Annotated in this window: 27 protein-coding genes and 1 pseudogene; 3 read left to right on the forward strand and 25 right to left on the reverse strand. The window is 54.9% G+C overall.

Annotation, left to right across the window (positions count from 1 at the left end; translation table 11 throughout):
* Nucleotides 1-464: 464 nt before the first annotated feature.
* The 20 genes from traI to K5905_RS00835 all read right to left on the reverse strand — a co-directional run bounded on the left by traI (nt 465) and on the right by K5905_RS00835 (nt 19,162).
* Nucleotides 465-1,532 (reverse strand): TraI/MobA(P) family conjugative relaxase, encoded by a 1,068-nt coding sequence (gene traI / locus K5905_RS00740; RefSeq protein ID WP_297579000.1) that lies wholly within the window; start codon nt 1,530-1,532, stop codon nt 465-467.
* Nucleotides 1,529-1,861 carry a hypothetical protein gene (locus K5905_RS00745; RefSeq protein ID WP_297579003.1) on the reverse strand — a complete coding sequence of 111 codons (333 nt, stop codon included), beginning with the start codon at nt 1,859-1,861 and terminating at the stop codon, nt 1,529-1,531. The genes traI and K5905_RS00745 overlap by 4 nt, the downstream gene beginning before the upstream one ends.
* Nucleotides 1,858-3,066, reverse strand: coding sequence for a DUF5710 domain-containing protein (locus K5905_RS00750; RefSeq protein WP_297579005.1), 1,209 nt, complete (start codon nt 3,064-3,066; stop codon nt 1,858-1,860). The genes K5905_RS00745 and K5905_RS00750 overlap by 4 nt, the downstream gene beginning before the upstream one ends.
* A gap of 2 nt (nt 3,067-3,068) precedes the next feature.
* A complete protein-coding gene (locus K5905_RS00755) occupies nt 3,069-3,362 on the reverse strand; it encodes a hypothetical protein (protein ID WP_297579009.1) in 294 nt (97 codons plus the stop codon).
* A 110-nt stretch (nt 3,363-3,472) separates the two neighbouring features.
* Nucleotides 3,473-3,607, reverse strand: a complete 135-nt coding sequence (locus K5905_RS00760) for a hypothetical protein (protein WP_297579010.1) — start codon at nt 3,605-3,607, stop codon at nt 3,473-3,475.
* Nucleotides 3,604-5,460, reverse strand: a complete 1,857-nt coding sequence (locus K5905_RS00765; protein WP_297579013.1) for a type IV secretory system conjugative DNA transfer family protein — start codon at nt 5,458-5,460, stop codon at nt 3,604-3,606. The genes K5905_RS00760 and K5905_RS00765 overlap by 4 nt, the downstream gene beginning before the upstream one ends.
* Nucleotides 5,461-5,466: 6 nt before the next feature.
* Nucleotides 5,467-6,423, reverse strand: coding sequence for an ATPase, T2SS/T4P/T4SS family (locus K5905_RS00770; protein WP_297579016.1), 957 nt, complete (start codon nt 6,421-6,423; stop codon nt 5,467-5,469).
* An 82-nt stretch (nt 6,424-6,505) separates the two neighbouring features.
* Nucleotides 6,506-9,547, reverse strand: a complete 3,042-nt coding sequence (locus tag K5905_RS00775; protein ID WP_297579019.1) for a hypothetical protein — start codon at nt 9,545-9,547, stop codon at nt 6,506-6,508.
* An 11-nt stretch (nt 9,548-9,558) separates the two neighbouring features.
* On the reverse strand, nt 9,559-10,659 hold the full coding sequence (locus K5905_RS00780) for a TrbI/VirB10 family protein (protein ID WP_297579021.1): 1,101 nt from the start codon (nt 10,657-10,659) through the stop codon (nt 9,559-9,561).
* 2 nt (nt 10,660-10,661) lie between these two features.
* Nucleotides 10,662-11,807: a TrbG/VirB9 family P-type conjugative transfer protein gene (locus K5905_RS00785; RefSeq protein WP_297579024.1), complete on the reverse strand. Its 1,146-nt coding sequence runs from the start codon at nt 11,805-11,807 to the stop codon at nt 10,662-10,664.
* 8 nt (nt 11,808-11,815) lie between these two features.
* On the reverse strand, nt 11,816-12,535 hold the full coding sequence (locus tag K5905_RS00790; protein ID WP_297579027.1) for a VirB8/TrbF family protein: 720 nt from the start codon (nt 12,533-12,535) through the stop codon (nt 11,816-11,818).
* Nucleotides 12,535-12,702 carry a hypothetical protein gene (locus tag K5905_RS00795; RefSeq protein ID WP_297579030.1) on the reverse strand — a complete coding sequence of 56 codons (168 nt, stop codon included), beginning with the start codon at nt 12,700-12,702 and terminating at the stop codon, nt 12,535-12,537. The genes K5905_RS00790 and K5905_RS00795 overlap by 1 nt, the downstream gene beginning before the upstream one ends.
* 37 nt (nt 12,703-12,739) lie before the next feature.
* Nucleotides 12,740-13,756 (reverse strand): type IV secretion system protein, encoded by a 1,017-nt coding sequence (locus K5905_RS00800; RefSeq protein WP_297579032.1) that lies wholly within the window; start codon nt 13,754-13,756, stop codon nt 12,740-12,742.
* A gap of 3 nt (nt 13,757-13,759) precedes the next feature.
* The gene (locus K5905_RS00805; RefSeq protein WP_297579034.1) at nt 13,760-14,581 is read right to left on the reverse strand and encodes a hypothetical protein; all 822 of its coding nucleotides are present in this window, start codon (nt 14,579-14,581) and stop codon (nt 13,760-13,762) included.
* A complete protein-coding gene (locus tag K5905_RS00810) occupies nt 14,563-16,914 on the reverse strand; it encodes a type IV secretion system protein B4 (RefSeq protein WP_297579036.1) in 2,352 nt (783 codons plus the stop codon). Before K5905_RS00810 ends, K5905_RS00805 begins: the two co-directional genes overlap by 19 nt.
* Nucleotides 16,914-17,237, reverse strand: a complete 324-nt coding sequence (locus K5905_RS00815; RefSeq protein WP_297579038.1) for a hypothetical protein — start codon at nt 17,235-17,237, stop codon at nt 16,914-16,916. Before K5905_RS00815 ends, K5905_RS00810 begins: the two co-directional genes overlap by 1 nt.
* Before the next feature lie 13 nt (nt 17,238-17,250).
* A complete protein-coding gene (locus K5905_RS00820) occupies nt 17,251-17,589 on the reverse strand; it encodes a TrbC/VirB2 family protein (protein ID WP_297579039.1) in 339 nt (112 codons plus the stop codon).
* 12 nt (nt 17,590-17,601) lie between these two features.
* The gene (locus K5905_RS00825; protein WP_297579041.1) at nt 17,602-18,063 is read right to left on the reverse strand and encodes a hypothetical protein; all 462 of its coding nucleotides are present in this window, start codon (nt 18,061-18,063) and stop codon (nt 17,602-17,604) included.
* Nucleotides 18,060-18,818, reverse strand: a complete 759-nt coding sequence (locus K5905_RS00830) for a conjugal transfer protein TraL (protein WP_297579043.1) — start codon at nt 18,816-18,818, stop codon at nt 18,060-18,062. The genes K5905_RS00825 and K5905_RS00830 overlap by 4 nt, the downstream gene beginning before the upstream one ends.
* Nucleotides 18,812-19,162 carry a hypothetical protein gene (locus K5905_RS00835; RefSeq protein ID WP_297579045.1) on the reverse strand — a complete coding sequence of 117 codons (351 nt, stop codon included), beginning with the start codon at nt 19,160-19,162 and terminating at the stop codon, nt 18,812-18,814. Before K5905_RS00835 ends, K5905_RS00830 begins: the two co-directional genes overlap by 7 nt.
* A 1,045-nt stretch (nt 19,163-20,207) precedes the next feature.
* On the opposite strand from K5905_RS00835, the gene K5905_RS00840 reads away from it, so the two are divergent.
* The gene (locus K5905_RS00840; RefSeq protein ID WP_297579047.1) at nt 20,208-20,954 is read left to right on the forward strand and encodes a hypothetical protein; all 747 of its coding nucleotides are present in this window, start codon (nt 20,208-20,210) and stop codon (nt 20,952-20,954) included.
* 78 nt (nt 20,955-21,032) lie between these two features.
* Here the strand turns inward: K5905_RS00840 and K5905_RS00845 are convergent, their stop codons facing one another.
* Entirely contained in the window at nt 21,033-21,464 is a 432-nt protein-coding gene (locus tag K5905_RS00845; RefSeq protein WP_297579050.1) for a GNAT family N-acetyltransferase, read from the reverse strand.
* Nucleotides 21,465-21,821: 357 nt separating this feature from the next.
* Complete coding sequence (locus K5905_RS00850; protein ID WP_297579053.1) at nt 21,822-22,835, reverse strand: IS30 family transposase; 1,014 nt, start codon at nt 22,833-22,835, stop codon at nt 21,822-21,824.
* Between K5905_RS00850 and K5905_RS00855 the strand changes: the two are divergent.
* Nucleotides 22,762-23,151: pseudogene (locus tag K5905_RS00855) on the forward strand (ISNCY family transposase); the annotation flags it as partial. The gene K5905_RS00850 and the pseudogene K5905_RS00855 sit on opposite strands and share 74 nt — an antisense overlap.
* A gap of 206 nt (nt 23,152-23,357) precedes the next feature.
* On the opposite strand, the gene K5905_RS00860 reads toward K5905_RS00855, so the two are convergent.
* The 3 genes from K5905_RS00860 to K5905_RS00870 all read right to left on the reverse strand — a co-directional run bounded on the left by K5905_RS00860 (nt 23,358) and on the right by K5905_RS00870 (nt 24,426).
* The gene (locus tag K5905_RS00860; RefSeq protein WP_297579056.1) at nt 23,358-23,786 is read right to left on the reverse strand and encodes a type II toxin-antitoxin system VapC family toxin; all 429 of its coding nucleotides are present in this window, start codon (nt 23,784-23,786) and stop codon (nt 23,358-23,360) included.
* A complete protein-coding gene (locus tag K5905_RS00865) occupies nt 23,783-24,016 on the reverse strand; it encodes a plasmid stability protein stbC (RefSeq protein WP_297579059.1) in 234 nt (77 codons plus the stop codon). Before K5905_RS00865 ends, K5905_RS00860 begins: the two co-directional genes overlap by 4 nt.
* Before the next feature lie 152 nt (nt 24,017-24,168).
* Nucleotides 24,169-24,426, reverse strand: coding sequence for a hypothetical protein (locus K5905_RS00870; protein ID WP_297579061.1), 258 nt, complete (start codon nt 24,424-24,426; stop codon nt 24,169-24,171).
* Nucleotides 24,427-24,750: 324 nt separating this feature from the next.
* On the opposite strand from K5905_RS00870, the gene K5905_RS00875 reads away from it, so the two are divergent.
* A complete protein-coding gene (locus tag K5905_RS00875) occupies nt 24,751-25,791 on the forward strand; it encodes an IS481 family transposase (protein ID WP_297579063.1) in 1,041 nt (346 codons plus the stop codon).
* Nucleotides 25,792-26,042 lie beyond the last annotated feature (251 nt).

The raw sequence follows: 26,042 nt of genomic DNA on the forward strand, positions 1-26,042 counted from the left end.
AGACAGTCACTTCGTAAAGTATTTCGCGCAATGGGAGCAGGCTGAAAGACTACAATCCTCGAGTAAATTAGCCATTAATGTACTCCCCCACGTAATTCACGTTTTTCGAATATATATAATGGCCTGTCCTGTTAAGTCTGGAGCACATAACAGGCCGTCAGAGGCAGATTTTATCTGCCTCACTGATGACATTCTCCGTGAAGGTGCTAACTCGGAGAGCATCATCGGATGCAACCCTAAACAGGAAACTTTCAGTCGATAGGCGCTTGGTGATTATTCAGTGCTCTAAAAGAATGCCGAACCAGGCTGATCCGAAACTGAACCTTCCATTGGTGTTTTACGCGACAATCCACGACGAGCGCTGACCGACTTCATGTTGTTGTGGGGCTGAGGTTCTCACAAAACCAAATTGATTTGGAAACCTCTGTTAATGATTGCCTCAAACACTACATTCACAAGATATGTTACCGCGCCAAATTATTTGACATTCGAGCCCGGATTTGGCGATTTCTAGCCATCGTCGTCTCCTGTCCGCGAATGATCTGGAAATAGGATTTTTGTAGTTCAAGCGCTTCACGTGCCTCAGCATCCACCCCAGCCTGCAGCTCCAGGTATTGGCGCCATGACAGTTTCTTGCCGAGCACGCCTTGAATCATGCTTTTCCAGGCAGGATGATTTTCAAGACGCGGGTCGAGAGGACGGCGGCAGTATCTGGTCTTCTGCCTCTTTTCGGGCCTTGTTCGTAACGGGCGTTTATAGCTACCGTATCTCATCTCAAGGTTCTTCCTAGAGAACCGACGATCAACCGTGCTTGCCTTTTCCATCACGCCCTTATCCATGTTTCGGAAGACAAAGCCGGCGCCTCGGTTGCGAAGCTCAATGCCATAGTCCGCAAGTCCTTCGTGGAATTCCTCCCACGAAGTTGCGCGATCGCGGATCTTCAGTAATTCGCCTTTGTATTCCTTCAGGTAGCCGGAGAAGGATTGCTCCCAGGTGTTGGCTTCCTTGTCGAGGGCTTTCTGATTGTCGCGTTCGTTATCTTTGCCCCGGCCCTGGACAACCTGCAGGCCGTGTTTCTTCTCCAGCTCGGCCGCGGTCTCTTGAAGGATCTGGAAATCACGAAACGGGGTGTGCATCCGGAAGGTTTCCGGATGCACCAGGTTGAATTGAATATGCATGTGGAAGTTTTCAGTGTTGATGTGAGTGCCAACAACACGTTGATGATCTTTCAGGCCAAGGGCCTTCGCGAACTCCTGTTCAATGTCCTTCAACACATCGATGTCAGGTTTTTCGCCTTCGGCAAATGAGACAACCAGGTGGTAATTTGGATCCGCCTTACTGCGCTGGTTGAGCGCCTGGGTCGCGCGGATCTCCGCGATAGCGGTGTCCAGATCTTCGATCCCGTCACCAGCATTGCAGTTGGTTAGCCAGAACTGATCCAGCTTCTCACCCTTCACCTTCGCGCCAGCGATGTAATTTGCTAATGCCTTGGCCCCCCACGATCGTTTCAGCGCGGTTTTCTTGGCGATCATGGCTTGAGCTCTGCAACCCGGGCCTTGAGTTCCACCTGAGTTTCCCGGACCTCCTTGAGGAGGGATTGCATTTGACGAACATGGTGACCGTCTGACGTTTCATTGATCCCCTTCAGAAGCAAGTTGCCGAGGCGGGCCTGATCGGCATTCACCTGCAGGAGGTTGACGATTATAAGATCAGTAGATCGATCCGGAAGTTTCCCGGTCTCCAAAAGACGCTCAACAACGCGCGAAGCCGAAAGCTTCGTGCGTTTCGCGTGCGCGGTAATGCGCTGATGCACTTCCGGTTTGACGTAAGCCTTCAGAAGTTTGCGCTTTGGAGTTGTCAACGGGACATCTCCAATTGCCGCTCAAGCCCCTTGTCAGTTCCCAGCTTCTGTTTCCGCTGCATCATCGTGAAGGATTCGCGAAGGGCGGTGAGCAGACCTTTTTCGCCGCGGAGCTGCTTCAGGTCGTTCCAGTCGGTTGCGTCGCGGTCTTTCTCGGCCAGGGTGAAGGATGGGGCAAGCACCTTGCCGCCAGCGGCTTCGGCGGCGCGCTGAGCAGACCGCAAACCCTTGTTCGGCAACGGCGGGTTTTGCAGAGGCAAATGATGATCGTCATCAGCTGCAATCAGGATATTGGCAGCCGGATATTTCTCACGAACAGATTTGGCAACGTTGACCAGGTTGTCACTGTCAAAGGCAACGAGAGTCGGAAGCTTGGTAGCTTTGTGAACATCGGCGCCGGTGGCATAACCTTCACTAATGACAACAGTCAGCTTTTCGTCCTTGCGATCCTTCTCAAGCTCCCGATCCGGATCGATAGTGTGAAAAAGGCCGGTCTTGCGGCCGCTCTTCAGATAGAACTTTTCATCGCCAACGAATTGCAGGCTCCAGATCCGGCCTGTGTCATCGCGCAGCGGAACCACCATGCGGCCATCTTCGGCCAGCTTCGCACCAAATCCGCGAACCTGTTTATTTGCCAGATACGGGCAGTTATCCGGCGTCGCCCATGTCTTGATGTTGGTCCAGATGCCGAACGCACGCTTGGCGGTGGTTTCCTGTTCCTGGGCGCGTTCACGCTCGCGGACCTCACGAGCCTGCGCGGCTTCCGCGGTCAGACGTTGTTTTTCTTGCCTTGTCAGGGCCTCGCCCTTGCCGGTCCACTGCAAGGGGCTCTCATCGCCCTTGAAATTCTTGAACTGGCCGTTCGGAACCCCGTCCAGGAAACCGCGATAGGTGGCATTGGTAACCTTGCCCTCGCCAACGAGGGCGATGCGATGCCACTTGCCGTCCATTTCCGGCAAGCCTTTCAGGTCCGCGCCATTCTCGCGAAGGAACTGACCGAATGCCTCGAGCGGTTGCTCGCGTCCCTTCTCGCTCTCCGGTCGGTTCTGAGACAGAAATTTCTCGAAGTCCTGCGGAACCTCTGTTCCCTTCACAAACCACGCCTTTTCCTTTTTGTCCCACAAAGCACCTGCAGCTTTTGCAGCTTCGCGCTGCTCATAAGGAACGGCTAGGTACGTCTTTGCGGCTGTGTTCGTCTCAGTCATGATCAATTACCTTTCGAGGTTTCAAAGATGGAAGGACGGCGGTTTTTCTTCGGGCGGGGGCTGATCGAATAGAGGCTCTGCCCGACTTCGATTGCCTCTTCGATGCAAGCGACAAGGTTCGCTTTGCACGCCGGTTCGGCATCCGGAAAGTGCTTCCGCACATAGTGACTTGCGACTTCATCAAGGGTTGCTGTCAGTAGCCGTTCTCTTGGAAATGTCGCGATGACATGTTCCATAAGGGCCTCTGCCCGGGCCGGATCATCTGCGCGACAATCAGCGGTGAGGGTGTTTGTCATGTTCGGTTGTCTCTGGGTTGGGGAAGAAAGAAGGGGGCGGCGGGTCAATCCAGGAACACGCCGTCGACGGGGCTGGATCCAGCGCGGCAATTCGGATCGCGCGGCCAGATCTACATTCCATCGGTATTGGTGACGGTGATGTTGGACAGCGGTTGGTCGTCGGTGAGGGTGCCGCCTGTTATGGCGATATCGCCGTAGAGCTCCTGGATGGTCTGCAGGGTGGCAATTACTTCAATGATTTTCATGAGGTCACCTTCTGATTAGACGGTGTGGAAGAGGAAACTGGATTGGGAAGGGTCTTTGCGGAGGGGATTTGAACCTCGGCGCGGGCCTGCAGATCCTTGTCCTGGAAATAGAGAACCTGGCGGCCATAGATGGCCGGGCATCCTGCAACGAATATGAGCATGTCGCCCGCGCGCTTGACCTTGCCGCCCGCGCCGGTCTGGATCCCCGGCAAGGACATGCATTCGTCCGGTGTCAGGAGAGGGCGAGCGACTTCTGTCAGGGTCTCGGAATAGTTCGTGCCGATCCGGCCGGTGGTGTGGCTGGCTGAGGTTTTTTTCTGAACCAGCGTGGTCTTACCGGCCATGTCAGAAAGGACTTTCGCGGTCTCCATCGTGTTCGGGGCGTAAGCGATCCGGATATGGCAGTTTGAGATAATCGACTGCTCGCGCCCGTATGCTTTCTGAAGCTGGGTGAGGTCCTGGACGATGACGAAGGCTTTCAGGCCGTAGCCAGCCATGAACGCGATGGCCTTTTCAAAAATCTCCAGCTTGCCGACAGATGTGAACTCGTCGAGCATCAAGAGCATGCGGTGCTTGTAATGCTTGACGGATCGACCGCCTTCGAACGCCATGTGAGAGGTGAGGCGGGTCAGGAACTGGTTGAGCAGGATCCGCACAAGCGGGCGCAAACGGGCAATGTCGGAAGGCGGAATGACAATATAAAGTGTCGCCGGCGTCTCGCCATTCATCAGATCGGCAATGCGGAAATCGGATTCCGATATGTTGCGGGCCACGATCGGATCGCTGTAAAGCGCTAGCTGAGAGGTGCCGGTGGAATGAACGCCGGACCGCTCGTTGCTGGACCGCTTGCGCATGCGGGCCGCGCCAAGACGAACCTCATCATTGACGATTTCGCGCCCGTGCTCATAGTTCTCCATGTCCTTCAAGAGGCGGTTGAAACTGTCGTCTTCCTCACCGTTGAAAGCGGCTTTGGCGGCGGCGGCCAAAGCCTTTTCACTGATCGTTTCCGGCTCCTTGTCATCGCCGATCGACATGAAGGCGCGCACGTCCGCAAGGGTCGCGGTGCGGTTTTCCTGTTTTTTGATGCGATAAAGAACATGTAGGATCGCGGTGCACAGCCAGCCGTAGCCTTCCTGCATCCAAAAGTCTTTGAGGCCGGTGCCGTCCGGATCGATGATCATGATTGCGATGTTCTGACAGTCGGCAATCTCATGATCAGTGCCAAGGCGCACTTCCTGAAGGGGATTGTATCGAACGGATCCACGATCGGCGGCAGGATCGAAACGGTAGATCTTCTGGCCCTGCGATACCCGCCAGCCAGCCGTCAGGGCGTAGTTTTCGCCTTTGATGTCGAGGACAAGGGCGCTTTCTTCCCAGGAAAGCAGCGTCGGCAGAACGAGGCCAACACCCTTACCGGAGCGGGTCGGCGCAAAGGCAAGAACATGTTCGGGGCCATCGTGGCGCAGCATCTTCGTGCCGCAGCGTGTCGGCCAGCCACCGACAACAACGCCTGTATCGAACAAAAGACCGCTGTCTTTCACGTCCCGGGTTTCGGCCCAACGGGCGGTGCCGTGAAGGTCTTTCTGCTTCCGGCCACCGAAAATGGTTTCTGACCTGGCGCCGGTCGATACGATAGCGCCGATCAGCATCAACACCAGAAACGCGGCCATACCGGCATAGGAGGGATAGAGAATTTCTGTAGGGAAGCTCCGGGCCTGGATCCAGAAATCGCGGAGCCATTGCCACCACGCGGCTTGAAGCGGATTGAATCCCAGCGTGGTGTGCCATCCTGTCAGCGTCACGCCGACAAGAGCGACACAAGCCAAAACGGCAAAAAACCGCATCAGATGCATGGTTGATCACGCCGCCTCATCACAAACGGCTTGGCCGCCGCGCCAAACATAGCGGCCATTTTTCATCTCGTAGATTTCGGAGATGGCCCGCTGGCCGCGCGGATCGCGCCGAATGTGAATCACAAGATCGACAAGGCGGCGCATGAAGCCTTCGGCATCCGGCAAGGTCTGACCGGCCGCGTTGATGTTTTCCTGGAACCTGGCCGGAACAAGCTCGGCGCTTTCGGCATGCACGGTGCACATCCAGCCGCGTGCACCGGTGTTCAGAACGTTCAAGGCGGCAAAGGCGTTCTGCGTCGAGATTTCCCCGAACAGAATATTATCGGGCGAGATGCGCATTTTATGATCGTAGAGCTGCTGCCATGTGCGCTGACCTGCACCTTGCGCGGTATCGCGCGCCGCCAGCAACGAGACACCATTGAAAAACCGGCCGACTTCAAGCTCGGGCGTATCCTCGGCGCTGACCACGCGCCGGTCATTGGGAAGATAGTAAAGCAGGTTGTTAAGCAGCGTGGTCTTGCCGGTGTTGGTCGATCCGGAGATGGCAATGTTGCGTTGCTGGTCGAGGGCCGTCTTCAGGTAACCGATCATTTCCGCGTTGAGGCCCATATCCTCAAGGGTGATCTGGTGCGGGTGCTTGCATCGGATCGCGAGAGACAGGCCGGAGACAACGGAATTGCCAATCAGGCATTCGAAGCGGTGGCCGCCGGGAAGGATCGTTGAGAGCTGCGGTTTTGCGGTCGGATCAAATTCCAGACCTTTCATATTCGCCAAGGCCCGGCAGATTGTCTTGATCCGGTGCAATGTCAAATCCGGCTCATCGACTTCCGCGATCCGGTTGTCCAGGTCGCGGCGTTCCACGATCAGTTTGCCGGGGGCCTTGGTCCGGACCTCAACAACTTGCCGCTCGGCATAATGCCGGGACAGTGGTTCAAGGATTTTTTCCAGGAGAACTTGAGACATGCGAGAACACCTCGGAGCGGTTCATGTTTTGGGGGGAGAGGGCAGGGGCAGGGGCTGGAGCCCCTGCCAGGGTGGCAAGCCGTCAGGTTGTCCAACCGGTCGATTGCCAGTCGCCATAGATTACCGAGCCGTCCGGATAGACGATCTTCGATCGCTCCTGGACTTCATGGTACATCCTGACTTCATTACTGGGGTGGTTACAGCCGGTTGACGGTCCGGACGAGCTGACATGGCTATACGGTCCGTTGCCGGAGAACGTTTTGCCGCCGGAATTACATCCGTTGCCCGCATAGAACAGATTGCCGTTTCCATCCCTGATCCGGTGGGTATAGCCCTTGCCCGCGACCCAGATCTTGCGGTTGCCGAGCGTCTGGGTCTCAACGGACCGCACACACTTGTCGCCGTTGTTGATCGTTGTTCCACTGCCCGACGGCAGGGAATAGGTTGACCCGTCGGGCCGCGTATAGAGCTTGGTCCGCTTGGTCGGGATCATCTCGTTGCAACCGTCATAGTATTTGCTCGCATAATCCGCATCGTCCTGGTTCCGCAGGAAGCTGTAGGCAACTTCTGAGGTTCCCGGCTGAAGGTAGGATGTCGCGATCTGGTAGGCTGCGCCATTCACCTTGATCGACACGTCCACCAGCTGCTGCGATCGCAATGTGCTGTCATTATTCTTCCAGCCATTGGGGCTGACCGAATGCGTGAACGTCTGGTCATTGCGTTGGCAGCCCGTGACATAGACCCGTCCCTGACCCGGCACGTTGTAATAAAACCGTTCCCGGCCATAAGACACGCCTGCAGCAAGGTCATGATCGAACGAGGCGGCATCCTCGCATCCATCCGTGGTCGCTTCGATGCCGAGCATGTTGCTTTCGTCCGGCTGGCAACCGGCAATGACCTCTTCGCGGCCATCAACGGTGATTTCCGTCCGGTACTGGCGTGCCGCCTGCCCGTTCGCCAGATCGACAATCGGTGTGCAGACATCGATGCCGTTCTTCTCGAACACCTGGGCATGCGTATATGTGGCATCCGTGGTGATGCAGGGCGACGCCTGGAACAGCTGACCGTCATACTCATAGGTCCACATCGCCATTTCGGTGGAGACGCCGGACCCGTAATTGTGCTGCAGGGAACAGTTCGAGGTATCCGCCGTCATCCGGATCGGGTCGATGGTTTGCGAAGGCCCGCATTCGCGCGCACTGACCTCAACGTCATCGCCGTTGGTGTAAACAAGCGACGTGTTGACCGTTGCCACACCGGTGTCAAAGTCGAAGTCGAACGTACAGTTCTGCCTCTCTTCGATCACGAAGGCCGTTTCCTCGTCCGGTGCACACTCCGTGACATGGATCTGCTTCAAGGTCGCGTCCAGATAGGACCAGCGGAACTCCGGCCTGGCTTCAAGGGCCTCAAGGTCCGCAACGACATCGCAGCCATCGTAGCTCTTGACCAGCGGATAGGACGTGTCTTCACTCGGGGCACATTCGCGAACGATTTCCTTCTTGTTGGCGTTGTTGGTGTAGGACAGCGTGAACTGCGGATAGGCCAGACCGTTTGTGAGATCGACATAATCGTCACAGCCGGTGTCCAGTTCCGAGATCTGGTATGTCTGGTCCCCGGACGGCTTGCATTCCTGCACCACAACCTGAACACCGCCGTCGTCTTCATAAAAGAGACGGTATTGCGGGGTTGCGTATCCGGCATGGATGTCAACGATATCGGTGCAGGATGCAAAGCTCTCTTCGATCACGAAGCGCTTGTCCGTGTCGGGCTGACACTGCGTGACAACCTGCTTCGTCCCCGTCAGGTCCTGGTAGAACAGGGCATATTGCGGTCGTGAGATCCTGGCTTCCAAATCGATGTCGATGTTGCATTCGTCATAAGACCGCTGGAAGTCGAAGCCGTCACTTTCATCCGGCGCGCACTGGCGCACGGTGTGCACCGATCCCTGGTCATCGGCATAAACCAGCTTGTACTGCTGGTAGGCGACCCCCTTGGTGCTATCGACCAGCTCATCGCACTCGCCATAGGAGCGTTCCATGTCGATCGTGTCGCCGGTGCCTTCACAGGACTGGACAACGACCTCCGAACCGGACCGGTTGCGATAGGTGAGCTGCGACATGAGCGAGACGACCTCACGGTCAAAATCGAGTTCAGGCGCACAAGCGTCATCGCTCTCGGTGATAGCGAACGACACCGAAGTGTCCGGCTGACACCCGGCCAGGTCATAGCGCGCGCCGTTGTCGTCATTGTAGTAGCTGACATATTGCGGACGGGCGACCAAATTGGCCTGGTCTACGATGTCTTCGCAGACCTCGTAATTCTTCTGGATGTTCCAGACGACCCCATTGGGCGAGCACGCATCCGTTTCCGTGACAACGCCGTCTTCGAGCGTTTCGGACATGGATGTCTGGCGCACGGTGCCGCCAGCCAGATCGATGATCGGTTCACAGCCGTCAGTCGTGACATTGAAGGAAAGATTGGGCTCGCGCTCTTCTTCCTCTTCATCCTGTGCCAGACGGTTCGGAGTTTCGTAGCCGCCAGCAACCGGATTTTCGTTAGCGCTACCGCCTTCGCTATCGACACTAGCCCCTTCTGTAGACGTGGTTTCCCTGTCGTCCTGGGAGCTTGACTCGTCGGTCTCTTCCTTGGCCGATAGCTGAGCAACGGCCTGAACAAACTCAGCTTCGTCACCATTGACGGAAATCGCCGTCGTCGGCAGGAGTCGCTTGCTGTCAACACCGAACTGACTGGTGAAGTCATTGGCTTCAAGATCGACAAAGTTCGTGTCTTTCTTCAGCCGGGTGACAACAACCTGAGCGATTTCTTCCCCGTTGACGTTGACAGTACGCGTGAACCCTTCGGCCATAATACCGCTGATATCGACGCTCTCGGTGGTGTTGGGACGTGCATTGAATTGCAGCTCGACCGGAACGGCCGTGTCGGACGACAGTTCCGTTTCCAATACCGGCGACACAGTAAACAGGTCCTCTTTGATAAGGACTTGCCTATCCCCGGCACTAGCTTCAACAGACGGCGGCGCCGCTGTCTGAGCCAGCACCGCTCGCTGTGGGATAGCCAGTGTGACCGCCAGCAGCCCGCAATACATGTACTTGTGCAAGTGCATTCCAAACTCTCTTAATTTTGTTGGGGATCAGCGAGGTACCAGTCAAACTTCGGGCGTACCTGAACGCGCGTGCCCTGGGCAATCCGGATGACTGGCTTAAGGTCTACTGTGTCCTCAAGGAGGGCCGCAGTGATGGTTCCAATGTTCTCGCTGGCTCCGGACAGGCCATTCGCGATGACATTGGAATTCGAGGAATCGATTTGCTGAGAACCGGAGACGGCGGCCTCGACCGCGGTGCCGATCCCGACGGTCAGGATCGCGAAGCCGTATTTCTCCCAGAAGCGGTTGTTCACTTCACCGGAAAGACCCGCATAGCCCTGGGCATCGCCGATGTTCGCTTTGAGCTGGTAGATTTCCGCGCGGCTTTCACCAAGCAGGATCCGGCTGCAGGAGAACCCGACCCGGGTCTGGCCAACCTTGTCGACGGACGCGTAGTCGCAGATCATCCGCGACCCCTTCGGCACAAGCTTGGTGCGCCCGTGATAGCCGTAGACGTCGCGGCTGACCTGGACAACAACGGAGCCGTTGTCGGCAAGCTGGCTGTTGATGCCGCTTTCCAGAATGCCGGTGATATAGCGGTCGGCGGTCAGAATGCGGGTGTTGTCGACAGCGCCGGTCGAATAGCGCGGTGGGGCGGAGTAGCGGTTGTTCTGCGGATCGATGCCCTCGGGCGGCGGGAACGCGGGCAGGTTCGCATTCTGCGGCCTGGGGCGGTTCCCTGCATCGGAAAAATCACCTGTGATGTCTGCGCCGGCCAGCGTTGTTTGCATGGCGGCGCGCTGGCGCAAGGCCGTCTGCAAGGCAAGCTCGTAGTCCGTCGGCGCGCGCGAAACGGCTTTCGGCGGTTCGATGTATTTGGTGACGGTCTGCGTCTTGACGATTTCCTTCGTCTCAACGACAGGTTTCACGACTTCCTTGATGACTTCTTTTTCGATGATCACCGGGGGCATGGTGATCACCTTGGGTTCTTGCTTCGGCTCCGGGGGCTTCGGCTTCTCATAAGAGAACACGGCCGGATCACTGGCAGGTAGGCCGCGCGGCTGTGCCGGTTCCGGCTTGCAGGTCCCTCCGAAGGTCAGCCCGAGGGCGAGGAGGAGTTCACAAACGGCCATGGTTATTTCGCCCCCTTGTACTGGATGCACATGAAGGCTTGGCCCGATTTGAGAGTGATCAGGCGGTGGGTGCTTTCGACAATGAAGGTGGTGCCCTGGACGCGGGTATTGACCAGCTCGTCAATGCCATCGACCACGACATAGGCGGTCGGGAGTTCCAGGTCGTTCCACTTGTCGCCAAACTGAATGTAGGTGAAATTGTCGTCGCGAAAAACCTGTTCGGGACGCAGCTTCCGGTCACCCCAAAGCTTGTAATCATTCCAGCCGCGCAAAGCTGCAGGATTGAATTTCGCGGTTTTCAGGAAGTCGTTAGAGCCATGTGTGGCAACAGCCGCGGTCGCGGTCAGCATCGGATTGCCTTTGGCATCAAACTCGACAAAGGCCATGCCGGGTGAGCTCGGCCCAACGATCCGATAGGAAAGATCCGGAACGGATATGGAGTTGATGCCTTCGGCTCTGAGATAGAAGGAATAAACGTCGCCGTCGTCTGTGTAGACGATCATCGAACTGTCAACGCCTGCGCCGGTCGGCTTGACAGCCAGCGTGTTGTCAGATCGTTTCTTGACCTCGAAACGGGACGCATCGCCAAGGTCGGCGGACTTAATCTTGATGCCGTGCGGCAACTGGATCGCGCTGACCATGTATTGACGCAGGCGGACCTTATAGACGCAATCGCCGCAAAAGTTCTCAACGTGGATGCCCTGGTTCTTGCCGGGACGTGACCAAGCTTCCTGAATTTGCCCGCCGACAGCAGAGGGCCGGGCGAGGGGACCGTAATTGCCTCCAGCCTGTGCCTGCGCTTGGCTGACAGAACCAACCGGCAAGGTGGATGTGACTGCATCATTTGCGGCAGCAATGCGCTGCGTCGGTGTGTTCGGCGTTGCCCCCGGAGTTGCCGGGCCGCGGTTGAGCGGTGTTTGGGCAGCCGCAGAAGTCGCCAAACCCAGAATGGCGGTGAAAGTAAGAATGCGAGCGAACATGGTCAGGCGTGTTCCTTGACGGACGGGAAGGGAAATCGAATGTCGGTTAACGTTGGCAGGATCGAAGATCTGCGGACGATCGGCAGAACCAACGAACCAGTTCCAAGTTTCCGGAATTGCGGAATTTGCGAGTGCAGAGACGACGTTTCGAAGTGGCTGCGTAGGCATTCGGATCGTCATTTCGAGGTTTGCTCCTTGATGGACATGCCAAGCACGCGGATACCGAGAGGGTTCTCGAACCGCTCAGTCGCGGAAACGTCATGAGGGCGGGGGGTCATTTCCAGGAAGGCACGCAGATGGCGGCGCTTCGGCTTCTCGCGGCCGATCTTGTCGGTCTGGAGGAACTCGACGACGTAGAGATAGACGCCATCATAGTCATCGACCTGATAGGCGCCTTTGACCGTGATCGAGCGGTTCAGACCGTCTTCAATCCCGTTTTCAATGACGCTCTTGTTGGACTTCACATACGAGTTGAAAAACTCCGGATCAGAATAGGTCCGGACTTCCTTGAACCGGGTGTTCTGAGTCGTGTCGTCGATGGTGAGAATCTGACGCACATAACGACGGGCTAGCTTCTCAAGCATCAGCTCGAACCCATCGACTTGCATTGAAATCGGTTCAACGCGGTAAATCCGGTCGTCGTTTGGGTCCGCGCGAAGAAGTGCGATTTCCGTTTCCTTCAGCGGGACAAGCGTAACGAGAGCCTGCAGGGCTGCGACCACGCACACCGCCAGAGCGATGTTCGTTCCAACCGACAGGCGCAACAGCCATGCCATGCGCCGGTGAGCCGTTTTGTAGGCGAACGGATCGGCCTTCAAAATATTGGCGTGCTTCGGTTCCGGTTTGCCCCCCGAAACCTCAGCAACTTCGGACTTGGGGAGTATGATGGTTGCCATTAGGCGGCCTCCACCCACTCGAACGAGCCGGGTTCGTATTCGATTTCAGCGCAAGCACACGGGGATTTGCGCATCTTGTCGATGCCATCGGGTTCAACCGGCATTTCCACCTGAGCACAGCCGGAAATGAGGAAACCAAGGCACAATACGAGTCTGAAGTGCTTCATTGTTTGAAGAACCTTTGAGAGAAGGGGAGGGGAGGAATTACTTGCCGGCGGATTCGATGATCCCGCCCGGTCGCGGTCGAATGGACGACCAGTTCTTGTCATACATCGCCTGACCGCCCTGTCCGGTGAGGTCGGCTGCCGCACGTCCAGCCGATACGCCCATGGACGCACCGCGCATTGCACCGGCTGACATGATGCCAGCGGATACGGTTCCAAGGACGGAGCTGGAAACCTGACCGGCCATGTTGACCGCTTCGGAAATCAGAGCCGCGCCAAGCCAACCCATGATCATGGCGAGAAGGAACGAACCACTTGTGAGGTCGATATATTCTTCCGCGTTTTGAGTTGCGTCCCCGGTCACTCCGAGACCTTCGACGCTCGCGATCACCAGCGAGAACACAATCGAAACGCAAAGCATCGTGACGATCGATCCGAGAATGGTGCGCACGCCCGCACCAATCAGATTGCGGCCAAACGGGAACGCTGCCATGCCGACAAGGAACGGAGAAACGCCAAGAATGAGCGTCAGCCGGAACAGGGAAACGGCGGTGTGAGCGAGGAAGAGAACAAGCAGGATGACATAGGGAAGAAGTAGCGCCACGCCGTACAGGATGTATTTCGGGGCATCCGTCCAGCCACCCGCGCCCATGATTGTGGTTGCGATCTGGAAGACGCCGCCAATTCCTGTTTCAACGCCTTGCAAAAGAGCATCGAGACCGGAAAGGCCGGACCCGCCCTGGCCCATGATTTCGCTGGAGAGGCCACCCATGATGTTGACCGACACATTGAAGGCTTCACTGATGAGGCCACCCTGCAGGCCGATGAAACAGCCAAAACCAAGGACAAAGAAAAAGACCTGTTTGAGAGCTCCGGCCAGATCGAGAGTGCCGACAAACACCTGAATGCCGATCCAGACGACCCACATTCCAACGATGCCGACAATGATTGCCAGAAAGGGTCCATGGACCGCATTCACAAGTGTATCGAGCGTTGATTCGGCGTGGCTCTGATAGGCGGTGAAGATCGTACAGATGTTGCAAGAAGTAGTCGCCACCGCTTATTCCTCGCCTTCACCGCTGTATTTTCGGTCTTCGGCAACTTCACTGGCAATCGGCACACCGTTGTTCAGGGATTCCGATGCCTGGATTTTCAGGAGCTGGGCGAGGATCTGATTGGTTTGCGCGGACGTGACAAGCTGGGCGACCTGCAGTTCAATGAGCACCTGCAGACGGTCTTGCATCGTCTCTGCGGTCTGACCGGCGCTCTTGTATTCCTGGGCGGTTTCCAACGTTTTGACCGCTGTTTCATGGGCTTCGTCAGACTGAGCCAAGCCCTTAATCGTAGCGTCGGTAATCGTCGCTATCCGGTTTTGATGGACCGACTTCTGAATGCTGGTCTTTTCTTCCCAAGTGCCTTCAGCAAGTGAGTCCGGAGTGGCGACGAGACCGGACTTATAGGCGTTGCCGCGTTCGCAGATCGAACCAAAGTCAACGTCTTCCATCTTGATGGAAGGCATCAGCGATTTGTAATCCGGAATGAGACACGCCATGTCACCGGAAACACTGGACGCCAGCGACTGGAAATTGAGGGACGGAATAGACAGGCTGCCGATCTCACCAATCGAAGACAGGGTTTCGTCAGCAATGCCCTGAACCTCTTTCAGGGTGTCGAGCTGATCGGTAACGACAGACAGGCTTTCCTTGGCCGTATCCAGTTGGTCCTTCAGCGCACCAAGCTGCTCCTTCATCGTCGTGAGCTGCTTTTGGGCTTCCGTGATGCTCTTCACATCGATGACGGCCATCGCCGCTTGTGCCGGCGCCACAAAAACGGATGCCAGCATCAGGCCAGCGAGAGCGATGTTCAGAGTTTTGCAAGCCATTGGTCACCCCATTGGTTTTTCGTGTTCAGGAGGTCCTGGACGGCAGACGGGCCGGAACGGTAGAAGCGCAAGGCATCGCCAAGGCCCGACAGGTCCACGTCCAAAATCGTGCTTTCATTGAAGTTCGCAGCCTCGAAGCGCTTGACCACGAGCACCTGACGACCACCCTTCATTTCGCCTTCACCCTTGATGAAGGCGATCTGCTCTTGGGACAGATTGAAGGGTTCAAGGTTCTCAACCTTCGCCTGGCTGTTCGGCAGGAAGAACAGTGTTTGCGCGTTTTCGATCATGGCGCTAGCACCATCGAACTCCAGGAGCGCACCCGGTTCCTGAAAGGCCAGACCGACAAGGCCGTTCAGCTTCCGGTATTCCTGGTACATTTCCCGGACAACGGACCGGAACCCATTGTTGCGCAGCAGGTTTGCCGCCTCATCGATAAAGATGGAAAAGCCACTGTTTCCCGTCTTCGCTGCGGTAGAAATCACAGCGGAGATATGCGCGACCACAGGTGGCCCCAGAACCGGATCCATCAGGGCCTCATTCATGTTGATGCCGACAAGGAAGGACTTCTCCAGAAATCCGGTGATCTGATCGCGCGGGGCATTAAAGACGTGACTGAACTGACCTTCGGCTCCGTCTTCCTGCTTGACCCACTTTGCAAAGGCGCGGCGGATATCGGACTGCGCCGGGAACGCCGCGCCATAGATATTGTCGAGCGTGCGCACGCCCGGATCGAGCTCCGCGGCCATGTCGAGCGCAGCATGCAGATAATCGTCCATATCTTTATCGAACGCCTCGCCCAGCATCGCTTGCAGGATCAGGCGCACGCGATGACGGGCCGACTTGTCGTCAAGATCGATATCGAGCGGGTTCAGGGCGAGGTCCTGATAGCCCTGGTAAACACCGCCGAACGCTTCGATCATGAAGCGGGCACCGTCCTTGGAGTCAAAGACGTAGTTTCGAACGCCATGGAACTTTGCGAGCCCCCCAAGCAAGTGAAGGATCAGGGTCGACTTACCGCCGCCTGTCGGGGCAAACATCAGATAGTTGCCCGGCGACTGCGGCTTGTCGGATACATGGAACTGGAACGCATAGTTCTGACCGGTCGGCGTCTTGAACAGACGCACGGGGCGGTCACCGAACGGGCTGGACCAGATCCCGATCGGAGAGAACTGGAATGGCCACAGAGCGGCGACATTGCCCTCCGATATTTTGAGCGGGCGCAGAAGCTTGTCTCGGCCCGGCATGCGGTTGAACCAGGCAGTCGCCGCGCCAACGGTTTCGATTGAGTAGCGGATCCGCGCATTGTCCAGGAGCGCGGTCACCTGATCCATTAGTGAGGCCAGCTCGTGCTCGTCACGGGAGCGCACCGTAATCTGGAATTGCGTTTCCTGTAGTTGATGAGCGTTGTTCAATAGGTCTTCGTTGACCGCTTCCAACTCGGCCAGAACCGCGCCGGTCCCGAAAAAGTTGTGCTTTTGCTCGGTGATCTGGCGTGTGAAGAGGGCAATTTGCCTGGGTGTATCGAGCGGCTTGACGATCTGGCAGACTTCAATCTCTCCGGACAGGGCCAGCAATCGGGAAACCAGCATGCCGGAAACGGTTTCCGGCCAGCCGCGCACGGCAATGACTTGAGTTCGTGTCTTGTGCGGTGTGAACGTATCTATCGCGCCATCAGTCGAAATATGAATATCCGACGCGGGCAGGTTTGCGCTGAATCCGGTTCTGAGCCGGGCAAGGTTCGGTTTCAGCTCGCCGCAGACCAGGTAATTGAGAACGCGGGTCAGCTCACAGGGCTTGTTTTCCTCAGGAGCGGCTTCCACTGCACGGATGTTGTAGTCATTGAAGCCGCTCATAAGACCGCGCGAGGTCTTTTCCAGCTCGCCGGAGGTCTTGGTTGTCAAAACCAGATACCAGACAAGCGAATAGGCATTCTGGTAAAGCCGCTGTTCAGCGTCCCCGACTTGCCTGAGGGTGACGGAAGGCCACTCGGCTTTAAAGCTCACATCGCGCCGCCGTTTGATGCCAAACATGCGCAAACTGGTACCGGCACTGAGGAACTGCTTAAACGTGCTGGCACGGCTTCTTGCCAGATTTTCCTGATCAGGCACGCTTCTCGTCTCGTAAGAAAGACCGGACAGCGAAAATACGCGAATGAGTGAACCGTCCTTCAAGGAGACGGTCTGATTGTCGGCCAGAAGCTGGTCAAACTCCAGTTCGTTCGCAAGCCAGTCCTGTTCCACTTCGCCAAGCAGGTACTTGCGGCTTTTGGAACTTACCAGCGCCGCAGCGCCAACGGCGGCAACGCCTGTCATGAGGGTGCCAAGCAGCATCAGTTAGCTTTCCTTTTCGTTGGTGTCTTGAGCGGGAAACCGGTCACCAGACGGCGGGTTTTCTTCGCCTGGAAGAACGTTGCCGGATGGAGCAGCAGAGATTCACAATGCGGTTCGCGGCGTCTGAGAAGAATGATCCAGGCGATTGCTGTGGGCGTCGTGACAACGACAAGCGCAAAGCCCACCACATTCCCGGCCAGAAACCCGCCAGTGGTAGCGAGTAGTAATTCGCCGATCATCACTAGGGCTGCGTGGAGCGGTGGCATGCCGAGGATCTTTATCGGCTCCTGGATGTGAAGTGCGATAGGGCTTTGCGCTTTCATGCCTCACGTCTCCTCAAGCTGCTGACAGAAGTGCACGAAGTGCGGTAGGACCGAAGATTACGAGAGCACCGGCACCAACCAACTGAGCAAGCCGCATAATGTCGATGCGGCCCGTGACCATGGCCCAAATGCCATAGATGATGACGCCAACCCCGATCACTGGAGCGGCGATATTGATCAATCCGCTCTCAAGAGATTCCAACATGCCGGTTGCAGGCGCGGACCAGTCCTGCGCCATGGCGCAGGTCGGAAACAGTAGCGAAACTGCAAGGCACGAATTGATTGCAATCTTATTAAAATCAATTTTAACGAGCAAAATTGGATGGAGTCCGAGTCTCTTGAGCGTGTTCATTTTCAAAATCCCTTATCTTAGGATGAGATAGAAGGCTGCGACGGCCATCCAGTTGGTGAAGGCGAGGGCGCTAAAGCCATAGAAGGCTTTGCGGATAGTCCGCGTGATCTTGTCGGTTTCAATAGCGTGTTGTGCGACGGCACCCACGACCGTTTGAATGTTGTCGTTGCCAAGATTTTCCGCGACCTTGTGAATGGTGGCCGCAACGTCATTGACCTTGTGGTCAATGGCTTCGTTCACCCCGGAAACATCGTTTTGGAACTGATCGGAAACCCGTTTTCGTTCGTCTTCCAAAAGTCCCTTCAAGCGTTCTCCAAAGGCGTTCAAGATTGCCACCACCGCCAACACAGGATCATCCCTCTGGTAGGATATCCCGGTTTCCCTGTGTGCAACCTCTATGGCCTCATCGAACGTCATCTGCTTCCACTGCTCTTCGAGAACGGGCTCGGGCTGCTTTGCGACGGCAAGGCTCATTCGGCGGTCTCCAGCTCGGCTGGCGCAAGGAACGCGGCATTATCCAGGCGGTCGATTGCCTTGGTCCAGTAGATCTTGAGACGTTGACGGGCCATGACATTAAATTCACTCGACTGAATAGCTTCCGCGAACGTCAGCTTGGCCTGCATCATCGCGCGGATATCCTCGCCGAAGGTTCCGGCCTGCACTTTGGGATGCATCATCACCGCAGCAATACGATCCGTATTATCCTCGTAGATAGTGCTGTCCGCGAAGCTCCTGCCGTTCTTGGCAACAGGGCCGAAAAATTCGTTGACCCACACAACAACCGGAACGCTCGCAAAGTGGTCCAGAATACTCAACAGACTGTTCAACGTGTCATCGAGCGCGGCCCCACCGCACACCGGGCAGTGAATGTAGACCTGAATACCGGCTTCCTGCATCAGCTCGAATGCGATGTTTTCCGCCAAATAAGAGCACGTCGCAATGAAAGAAGACGTTCCGGTGTCGATGACTGTGTGCGTGTCTTCACCGACCTCGAAAATCCGGGTCATAAGGTCATCAAAAAACCGCGGATTGATATCGTCGCCGTCCATGATCTGGATCGGTAAAGCGTTCAATGCCGCAATTGCGGAGAGGGTCGGTGTGGTCGGGTCCAGGTCGATGGCATGCACATTATAGTCGGCATAGTTGAGATACTGGACAAGCATGGAGGAGGTGAGGCTTTTGCCAGCGCCGCCTTTGCCCTGCATGACGATGTGGACGGTCTTCACCATAGCTTGCTCCCCTCATCACCGGTTCGCAGCGTGAACTTGTTGATGTCCCCGGTGCTGACCTTGGGAAGTGGTTTCCGGGTTTTGGGTTCTTGTTTGGGTCTTGTCTGGTCGACCGGCTGGTTATCAGTGGCCTTCTTGTCCATCTCCGCTTTCACCTTCTTCCAGGTGCGCACGAAGGCGGCATAGGTGACGGTCAGAAGGTTCAACTTCACCAGCTTGTCGTAAGCCACGGTAAAGTTCGGACTGTCATTTACGACGGATTGAATTCGGTCATAGTTGGTCTGCAGCTCAAAGCGAGTCGTCCCCCAACGCGACCGTGCACCTTTGGAAGGTGTAGACGGCATGGGTCATTAACGTTCTTGGAATAGAACGCCCTCAGATTTATAGAAGATTGTTGAAAGACAGCCGTACTGGCCGCACACTCAGGCACTATTCAGCGACAAGTGCCTGAATTTGAAGAATTCAAGCTCGTGCGACCAATACAGACTTCAAGTGGAGTTGTTCGTCGTACCCCTTATGCGAGCATCAAGTGATAGTTGGTGTTCGCTAGGCTCGGACGGTCTGATCGCCAAAAAAGATCGTCCGAGCCGCTAACAAGGTCGCTTTTACTATTTGAGATTGTACTTGTACATCTTCAAATCAGATGACTTGCCTAAGTTGTCCACAGACGTCAATACATGCTTAAGATGCAGTTAAGACTCCCGTAACGGCCGTTTTGCGTTGAGCTCAAAGAGCGAATAAGTCTTCAAAATCATGATGTTCGACAATGGGGTATGCGTTTTAAACATCAGGAAGTGGTCCCACTTCCTCTATCTTGCCCTCCTCTACACATCCTAAATTTGCAGCTGACGCCCAAGAAAAATCAAGATTTCAGGCCAGATTGTATTTTGTTTAAATCAAACGAATAAATTCGACCAAATTCGTTTCCAACTCCGAAGTTGCCGATCTATTTCTCCATTTTTTTTCCGTTACTTATACGAAATTTCCTTTCTTTTGCAGAATAAAAACGAGCCGTTTCAATGACCTGTTTAGGACAGTTATGAATATCAAAAGAATGTAAAACTCATAGAAAAACGAAATACAAAGAAGTCTTGTTTTCGAATTGACAAAGCAACCTGGTCTCGTAGACGAAATCTTTTGTCAAACAGCGACAGCCAGACCAAAAATCAGCCTTGATCCCAAGCAACTGCTTCGTCGCTGGTAATTTCGGCCTCATAGTTTAGATTCTCTCTTTTTCTTGGAAAATTCTATCAAATTACAAAATACAACCGCAATAGTCGAAATATTCATTGCTTGAATGCTATCGCGACTTTAGTTATCCGATCTATTGCAGGGGTAATGTTAGAACAGAGGCAAACCACTATGCTTGAATTCACAGGAAGGTCCGTTTTGAAAGCCTTCGCCAAGGCGGCTACGATTGCGACTGTGGCAACAGCGTCATTTATTGCGTCGGCCCAGGCCGAAAGCCCGTTCCATACGGGTGTCTGGCAGCTGAATGAAACCAATGGACCGCAAGGCCTCGTCGTCAGTGACTGGCTGATTTTTGAATACGGGCTGCCAAAGCATTGGCTGTACCGCCGTGCAGGCACGAATGACGAAAATCAGTTCGATTTCTTTACTCGGACACTCGGCGATTCCGGCTATACACCAGTCGAGATCCGAGTTTACCGAACTGGTAAAAACTCGATGAAATACACGATCGCCGAAAAAGGTGAAAAGCCAATTGAGGTTACTGCTGTCCGCCTCTCCATTGCCAATTCAGCGAACTCATGCTTGTCGGTTGAGAAAAAAGGCAAGCGTTTCTTCGGAAATTGGGTCGGCACATCCAGCTCCACTTTGGCGCAACTCAATGTCGGCCGGAACAAAATGACCATCGATGGCAAGGTGCACAATATTTCGACTGAAGAAGTCCGGGTCGGCCGCTTAGGCATCATTAAACGGGGCAAGCCAATCGCCTTTCTAACGGATGCTGGCGGTGATTACGCGGTTCTGCAGTGGTTCAAGCCCGGAGTAACGATTGAACAGATGCGCGATAAGGAAACGGAAGTTCTTGATTTCAAATCAGAAGAAGTCGTCCGTAACCCCAGTGGCAGTTGCGACCGGCAAATTGCATTTCGCTTGAACGCCATGAAGTAAATTTTGAATGTGTCGCGACAAGACGAGTTTCATAATAGTCTTGTCGCGCGCCGGGGTACTGGTGGCAACCTGAAACAGTCAAATCACCTCAAAACACATTTGAACCCAATTTTTAGTACTCTTACACGCTTCAAAGCCCATGGCCTCGTAGTAGGCCAGAGCTCCGGAATTTTCTGTCCCAAAAAACGCACAAATCTTTGAAATATTTTCTTTTTTTGCAACACCAAACGACACTGAGAACAATCGTCTTCCAAGACCACGTCTGGTAACCTCAGGACCGACATGCGTTCCAATTACTCCCCAACCTGGAGGAATGTCATAGGGATTGTCTTGAATGGCCCGTTTCAACGACTGGAAACCAATTATTTGGCCTCTCTCATTTTCAACAACAGTGCATTCGATACGATGAGGATGTTCGACATAATATGCCCGCACAAAGGAAGAACTGAACGGCTTGCTTCGCACGCCGGTCACAACAAGCTTTTCGAGTATGCAGCTCATACCGGCCATATCGGATAGCTCTGCGGATCTTGTCTTTATTCTCATCTCGCCTGTCAGGTAGCAAGTTGTCCTGAAATACTGCATCAGTGCGGCGGCATCACAGCATTTGCGACCATGGAATCCGCGAAAACCGCAATACTCTCCTAGCTCCCTTCCAAATCGATACCGCAGATAGCGGTAGAAAGCGTTTCCTCCTGAACATTGTTGGAAATTCTATTTCTGTGTGTTCCCCATCCACTCATTTCCGATACCCATAGGATGTAAAAGTAATGATATTTCTGTGTTCTGAATGACAATGCGTGAGGAACCTTGGCTGTAGCATTTCTAAAACTGGGGTAAGCATTGTCAGTGGACGACGCCATTGCACTATTGGCCTGAGATGTTTTGCATACGCGGAACTGGCCTTGCCGGAAAGTTTCTTAGCGTAGTTTGAGAAAAGACTGTCCAGTTCCTGGAGCGAAAATGCCGAAAGGGCTGCCCCCTTTCAAGTTTTTGCGACGCCGAAATGGACAATCTCTTCTCAACAGCGCCTTTTCTCCACGGTGCAGACGGGTCACATAACCACACTTCAAACCCCATTCCTGTCCTCAATTTCCTCCAAGAGGCAAACTCAAAACCGCAGTCGAATGTCAGGCTTTGTCGGGCATGCCCGAGCACATTGATGAGCCTGTCCATGATCGGTTTGGATTGCTGGTCATTGTTCTTGAAGAGCTCGTCGAATCGGCTTGTCCGCTCAACAACCGTCGCGACATTGGCGTCTCCGTGGCTCCTCTGAAAGATCATCAGATCTGCCTCCCAATGACCAAATTCCTTGCGATCGTTCACAGATTCCGGACGGAAATTGATCGAGCGTTCTACGGGAAAGATCGCATTCTGAGGTTTGCGAGCGTATCTCGGACGCCGCTTCCGGCGCCGTTCTGGGAGAAACCGAGCCAACTTCTGCTGTTGCCCTTCGGGTGAATAGACGTAGCGATAGATTGTCTCGTGGCAAATCCCGATCTTAGCACTAGGCTCAATCTTCAGGCGTCCGGCTATTTGCTCTGGAGACCAACCGTCTCTGAGTTTGGCGATAACCGCGGTTCGCAGATCTCTGCGACGGTGGAGTTTACCGATCCGCCGGCGCCGATCACGCGCCATCTCGCTGGCAGTCATCGCCCGGTAACCATCAGCATCTGCATCTGCAAACTCACTGTCATGCCAATAGTTGCGTTTGATCTCCCGGGAGATTGTCGCACGGTCACGGCCGAGACGTCTGGTAGCCTCGGACCGACTGAACTTCTGACCCAGCAGACGATAGACATGCCGTCTGGACCCGTTCCGGTCCGAAGGTCCTGGCGGGACTCGGCACCGGGCTCGCGGCCGCCGTCCGAACAACGCCATCCATCCGGCCAAGCGCGAGTATTTGATGACTTTGGTGCGTGAGCACTTTGACGATTTCGGACCGACACTGGCGGCCGAGATGCTGTTGGAACATCACGGCTTTAACGTTGGCAAGGAGACGCTGCGCCAATGGGCGATCGAGGACGGACTGTAGTTGTCACGCAAGCAGCGCCGGTGCTTCCATCAACCGCGGCTGCGCCAGGAATGCTATGGCGAGCTGGTGCAAATCGACGGCAGCGAGAACCGTTGGTTTGAAGATCGCGGCAACCCGTGCACGCTTCTGGTGTTCATCGATTCGGCGATGTGCCGTCTGGTTGGCGCGCCTTCGTAGGCCCATCCGCCAGAAATGTGGTCACCGGCTCAGTAATCTGGTCAAGAAGGAAAATGTCGCGCAAATCTGCTCACATGTCCGCGCATTCTTTTTCTGGCTGCTCCCAGCAGGCGCTTGCTCAATTGCCGGGTCCAGCGTTTTCTGAGCGACGTTCTGGGTACGCCGGACAAATTCATGCATGAGCACTTCCATTAGGTGATCTGGAAATTCCACGGGTTGATGATCTCGACCCCAGCATCTTTGAACGGGTCAACGTCTCTCGTCGCAACGGCAAAGCCTCGGGTTTTGGCAATGGCAGCGATCTGGCCATCCGCAGCGCCGGTTTTCTTGCCAGCTGCCTCAGTCATCGCCGCGATCCGCGCAGCTTCATCAGCCGCCGCCAAATCAAATGGTAAAATCCGGGGACCTACTAACCGTGACAAAGTGAATTCCAGCGCCTTCCACAAATCATCTTTTCGCTTGCCATCTGGGAGACGCTCAAGGCCGAACCGCAGCTCCATGACATTCACTGTCGTAGTATATAGAGCCCTGTTGTGTTGCTCGTTCAGCCATTCGACAGCACTGGCTTCCGGCTCGGGCCTCATCGGCTCTGAGATTACATTCGTATCGAGAATGATCATGAATAGTCAGCCGCCCCTATAGGCTCTTGGCTGCGTTCGATTTCTGGAAAATCAACATCCAAATCCCGAGCAAAAGCGACCACTAGGTCTCCTAGCTTTTCTGCGGGCCGGGTGGCTTCGTCCAACAATTCACGGGCAGCCGCTTCGACGCTGATACCACGCTGGCCCGCAATAAACTTGACGCGACGATGCACGTCATCGGGCAGGTTTCTGACGGTCATAGTTGCCATGTTGTCCTCCTACGGTGCACTAATCGAATACTGATATCATAATAACAATATGCTGTCATTGCAAGCAAATCCAACAAATGAAAGCAGAGAAAGCCCCCGCCGAAGCGGGGCCAGTTGTTTCCTTTCACCACAAAAGGAAGAGGGGATGCTCGCTAACTGCAACCAATTTTTGGAAAATGCCAATACATAGGTTCACCTGTGGGCGTTTGAGTCATCGTGATTGCGTCGGCCTCGATCTGCACACCCTGCCAGTGCATGGCGGCATCGCGGCGCAGAATGATCCTGTCCGGACGCAATTTGATCTGAACATCCTGCGACAGATCGGAATCCGCGCTCTTGACCACGATGAAGGCTTCCTGCTCGTCGGGATTAGGGTGGATCGAGGCCAGTCTTTCTTCCAACGTTGACATTGACCAGCGTCAGACGGACGGGAAGTGTGACATTCCTGAATAGACCAACCGTGACATTCTAGCTTGGCTCTTACATATATTGTCAAAGCTGTTTAGAGGCGCGACATTGTTGGCCCGTTAGAAATGCGACAGTGCCATTTGCCGCAGCGGTTAGCGCCCGATCCGACCGGCTGGGCCGGGTTGCAAGGGAGGTGAGGGCGCGGTTGTTTAGCTCCTAATGTGTAGAAGTTGAGACTTGATCTGACATCTCGGTTTTCGAGCTGAGGGTTACCGGCTTTGATGGTTGTGACCAAACAATCATCTCAAGCCCAAAAGGTAACCCTCATGTACGAGAGTAACGAACGGATCATCAAACACAAAGTCGGTCTTCTGAACCTTGCTGAGGAGCTTGGCAACGTGAGTCAGGCCTGCAAGGTGATGGGACTGTCCCGAGACACCTTCTACCGCTACAAGTCAGCCGTAGAGGATGGCGGTGTTGAAGCGCTTCTGGACAAGAGCCGGCGCAAACCCAACCTTAAGAACCGTGTTGACGAGCAGGTTGAGGCCGCTGTCCTGGCCTATGCTCTTGAACAGCCTGCCCATGGACAGGTTCGAGTTTCCAACGAGCTGCGCAAACGGGGTGTCTTTGTATCCCCTTCCGGCGTTCGATCCATCTGGCTCCGGAACGATCTGGCCAACTTCAAGCAACGCCTGAAAGCGTTGGAGGCCCATGTGGCCGAAACGGGCCCGATCCTGACCGACAGCCAAGTTGCCGCTCTTGAGAAGAAGGCCCAGGACGATGAGGCCTGCGGCGAGATCGAAACGGCTCATCCCGGCTATCTGGGCTCTCAGGACACGTTCTATGTCGGCACCATGAAAGGAGTTGGTCGGATCTACCAGCAGACCTTCGTCGATACCTATTCCAAGGTGCCTTGTGCCAAGCTCTACACAACCAAGACGCCAATCACGGCGGCCGATCTTCTCAATGACCGTGTTCTGCCGTTATTTGAAGAGCATGACTTGCCCTTGCTGCGCATCCTGACCGACAGGGGCACCGAGTATTGCGGCAAGGCAGAGAGCCACGATTACCAGCTCTATCTGGCGATCAACGACATTGATCACACCAAAACCAAGGCAAAATCACCGCAGACAAACGGGATCTGCGAGCGGTTCCACAAGACGGTCTTGCAGGAATTCTATCAGGTTGCATTCCGTAAGACCGTCTTCGAAACCATCAATGACTTGCAAAAGGAGCTGGATCTATGGATTGATCACTACAACAACGAACGAACGCACCAGGGCAAAATGTGCTGTGGCAGAACGCCTATGGAAACCCTGGTCGATGGAAAACAGGTTTGGCTCGAAAAGAAAATAGACCGAACCTGATCTGACAAACACAGCCTCAAAGGCGGTAACCGTCAGATCAAATCGAAACTTCTACAGCTGATGCGCATAGAAAAAATTCGAAAGAACTAGTGTTTCACATGCAATTTGGCTCTTTAAAAAGTGGAGACGCCTTGCCTCTCCAGTGAAACCACACTCACACGCAGCCCTACCTGAAAGGCCCCAACAACGGCGAGAGTTCAGATGACGCACTCCAAGCAAATATCTAAAATGACAATATCGATCACGCCCGT

It is taken from the genome of Roseibium sp., from assembly GCF_025698965.1.
Taxonomy (GTDB): Bacteria; Pseudomonadota; Alphaproteobacteria; order Rhizobiales; family Stappiaceae; genus Roseibium.

Bases quoted from the DNA above. Each gene is read 5' to 3' on its own strand.
- traI (WP_297579000.1), bottom strand. From the start codon at position 1,532: ATGATCGCCAAGAAAACCGCGCTGAAACGATCGTGGGGGGCCAAGGCA.
- K5905_RS00750 (WP_297579005.1), bottom strand. From the start codon at position 3,066: ATGACTGAGACGAACACAGCCGCAAAGACGTACCTAGCCGTTCCTTAT.
- K5905_RS00755 (WP_297579009.1), bottom strand. From the start codon at position 3,362: ATGACAAACACCCTCACCGCTGATTGTCGCGCAGATGATCCGGCCCGG.
- K5905_RS00760 (WP_297579010.1), bottom strand. From the start codon at position 3,607: ATGAAAATCATTGAAGTAATTGCCACCCTGCAGACCATCCAGGAGCTC.
- K5905_RS00765 (WP_297579013.1), bottom strand. From the start codon at position 5,460: ATGCATCTGATGCGGTTTTTTGCCGTTTTGGCTTGTGTCGCTCTTGTC.
- K5905_RS00770 (WP_297579016.1), bottom strand. From the start codon at position 6,423: ATGTCTCAAGTTCTCCTGGAAAAAATCCTTGAACCACTGTCCCGGCAT.
- K5905_RS00775 (WP_297579019.1), bottom strand. From the start codon at position 9,547: ATGCACTTGCACAAGTACATGTATTGCGGGCTGCTGGCGGTCACACTG.
- K5905_RS00780 (WP_297579021.1), bottom strand. From the start codon at position 10,659: ATGGCCGTTTGTGAACTCCTCCTCGCCCTCGGGCTGACCTTCGGAGGG.
- K5905_RS00785 (WP_297579024.1), bottom strand. From the start codon at position 11,807: ATGCCTACGCAGCCACTTCGAAACGTCGTCTCTGCACTCGCAAATTCC.
- K5905_RS00790 (WP_297579027.1), bottom strand. From the start codon at position 12,535: ATGGCAACCATCATACTCCCCAAGTCCGAAGTTGCTGAGGTTTCGGGG.
- K5905_RS00795 (WP_297579030.1), bottom strand. From the start codon at position 12,702: ATGAAGCACTTCAGACTCGTATTGTGCCTTGGTTTCCTCATTTCCGGC.
- K5905_RS00805 (WP_297579034.1), bottom strand. From the start codon at position 14,581: ATGGCTTGCAAAACTCTGAACATCGCTCTCGCTGGCCTGATGCTGGCA.
- K5905_RS00810 (WP_297579036.1), bottom strand. From the start codon at position 16,914: ATGCTGCTTGGCACCCTCATGACAGGCGTTGCCGCCGTTGGCGCTGCG.
- K5905_RS00815 (WP_297579038.1), bottom strand. From the start codon at position 17,237: ATGAAAGCGCAAAGCCCTATCGCACTTCACATCCAGGAGCCGATAAAG.
- K5905_RS00820 (WP_297579039.1), bottom strand. From the start codon at position 17,589: ATGAACACGCTCAAGAGACTCGGACTCCATCCAATTTTGCTCGTTAAA.
- K5905_RS00825 (WP_297579041.1), bottom strand. From the start codon at position 18,063: ATGAGCCTTGCCGTCGCAAAGCAGCCCGAGCCCGTTCTCGAAGAGCAG.
- K5905_RS00830 (WP_297579043.1), bottom strand. From the start codon at position 18,818: ATGGTGAAGACCGTCCACATCGTCATGCAGGGCAAAGGCGGCGCTGGC.
- K5905_RS00835 (WP_297579045.1), bottom strand. From the start codon at position 19,162: ATGCCGTCTACACCTTCCAAAGGTGCACGGTCGCGTTGGGGGACGACT.
- K5905_RS00845 (WP_297579050.1), bottom strand. From the start codon at position 21,464: ATGGCCGGTATGAGCTGCATACTCGAAAAGCTTGTTGTGACCGGCGTG.
- K5905_RS00850 (WP_297579053.1), bottom strand. From the start codon at position 22,835: ATGGCGTTGTTCGGACGGCGGCCGCGAGCCCGGTGCCGAGTCCCGCCA.
- K5905_RS00860 (WP_297579056.1), bottom strand. From the start codon at position 23,786: ATGATCATTCTCGATACGAATGTAATCTCAGAGCCGATGAGGCCCGAG.
- K5905_RS00865 (WP_297579059.1), bottom strand. From the start codon at position 24,016: ATGGCAACTATGACCGTCAGAAACCTGCCCGATGACGTGCATCGTCGC.
- K5905_RS00870 (WP_297579061.1), bottom strand. From the start codon at position 24,426: ATGTCAACGTTGGAAGAAAGACTGGCCTCGATCCACCCTAATCCCGAC.
- K5905_RS00875 (WP_297579063.1), top strand. From the start codon at position 24,751: ATGTACGAGAGTAACGAACGGATCATCAAACACAAAGTCGGTCTTCTG.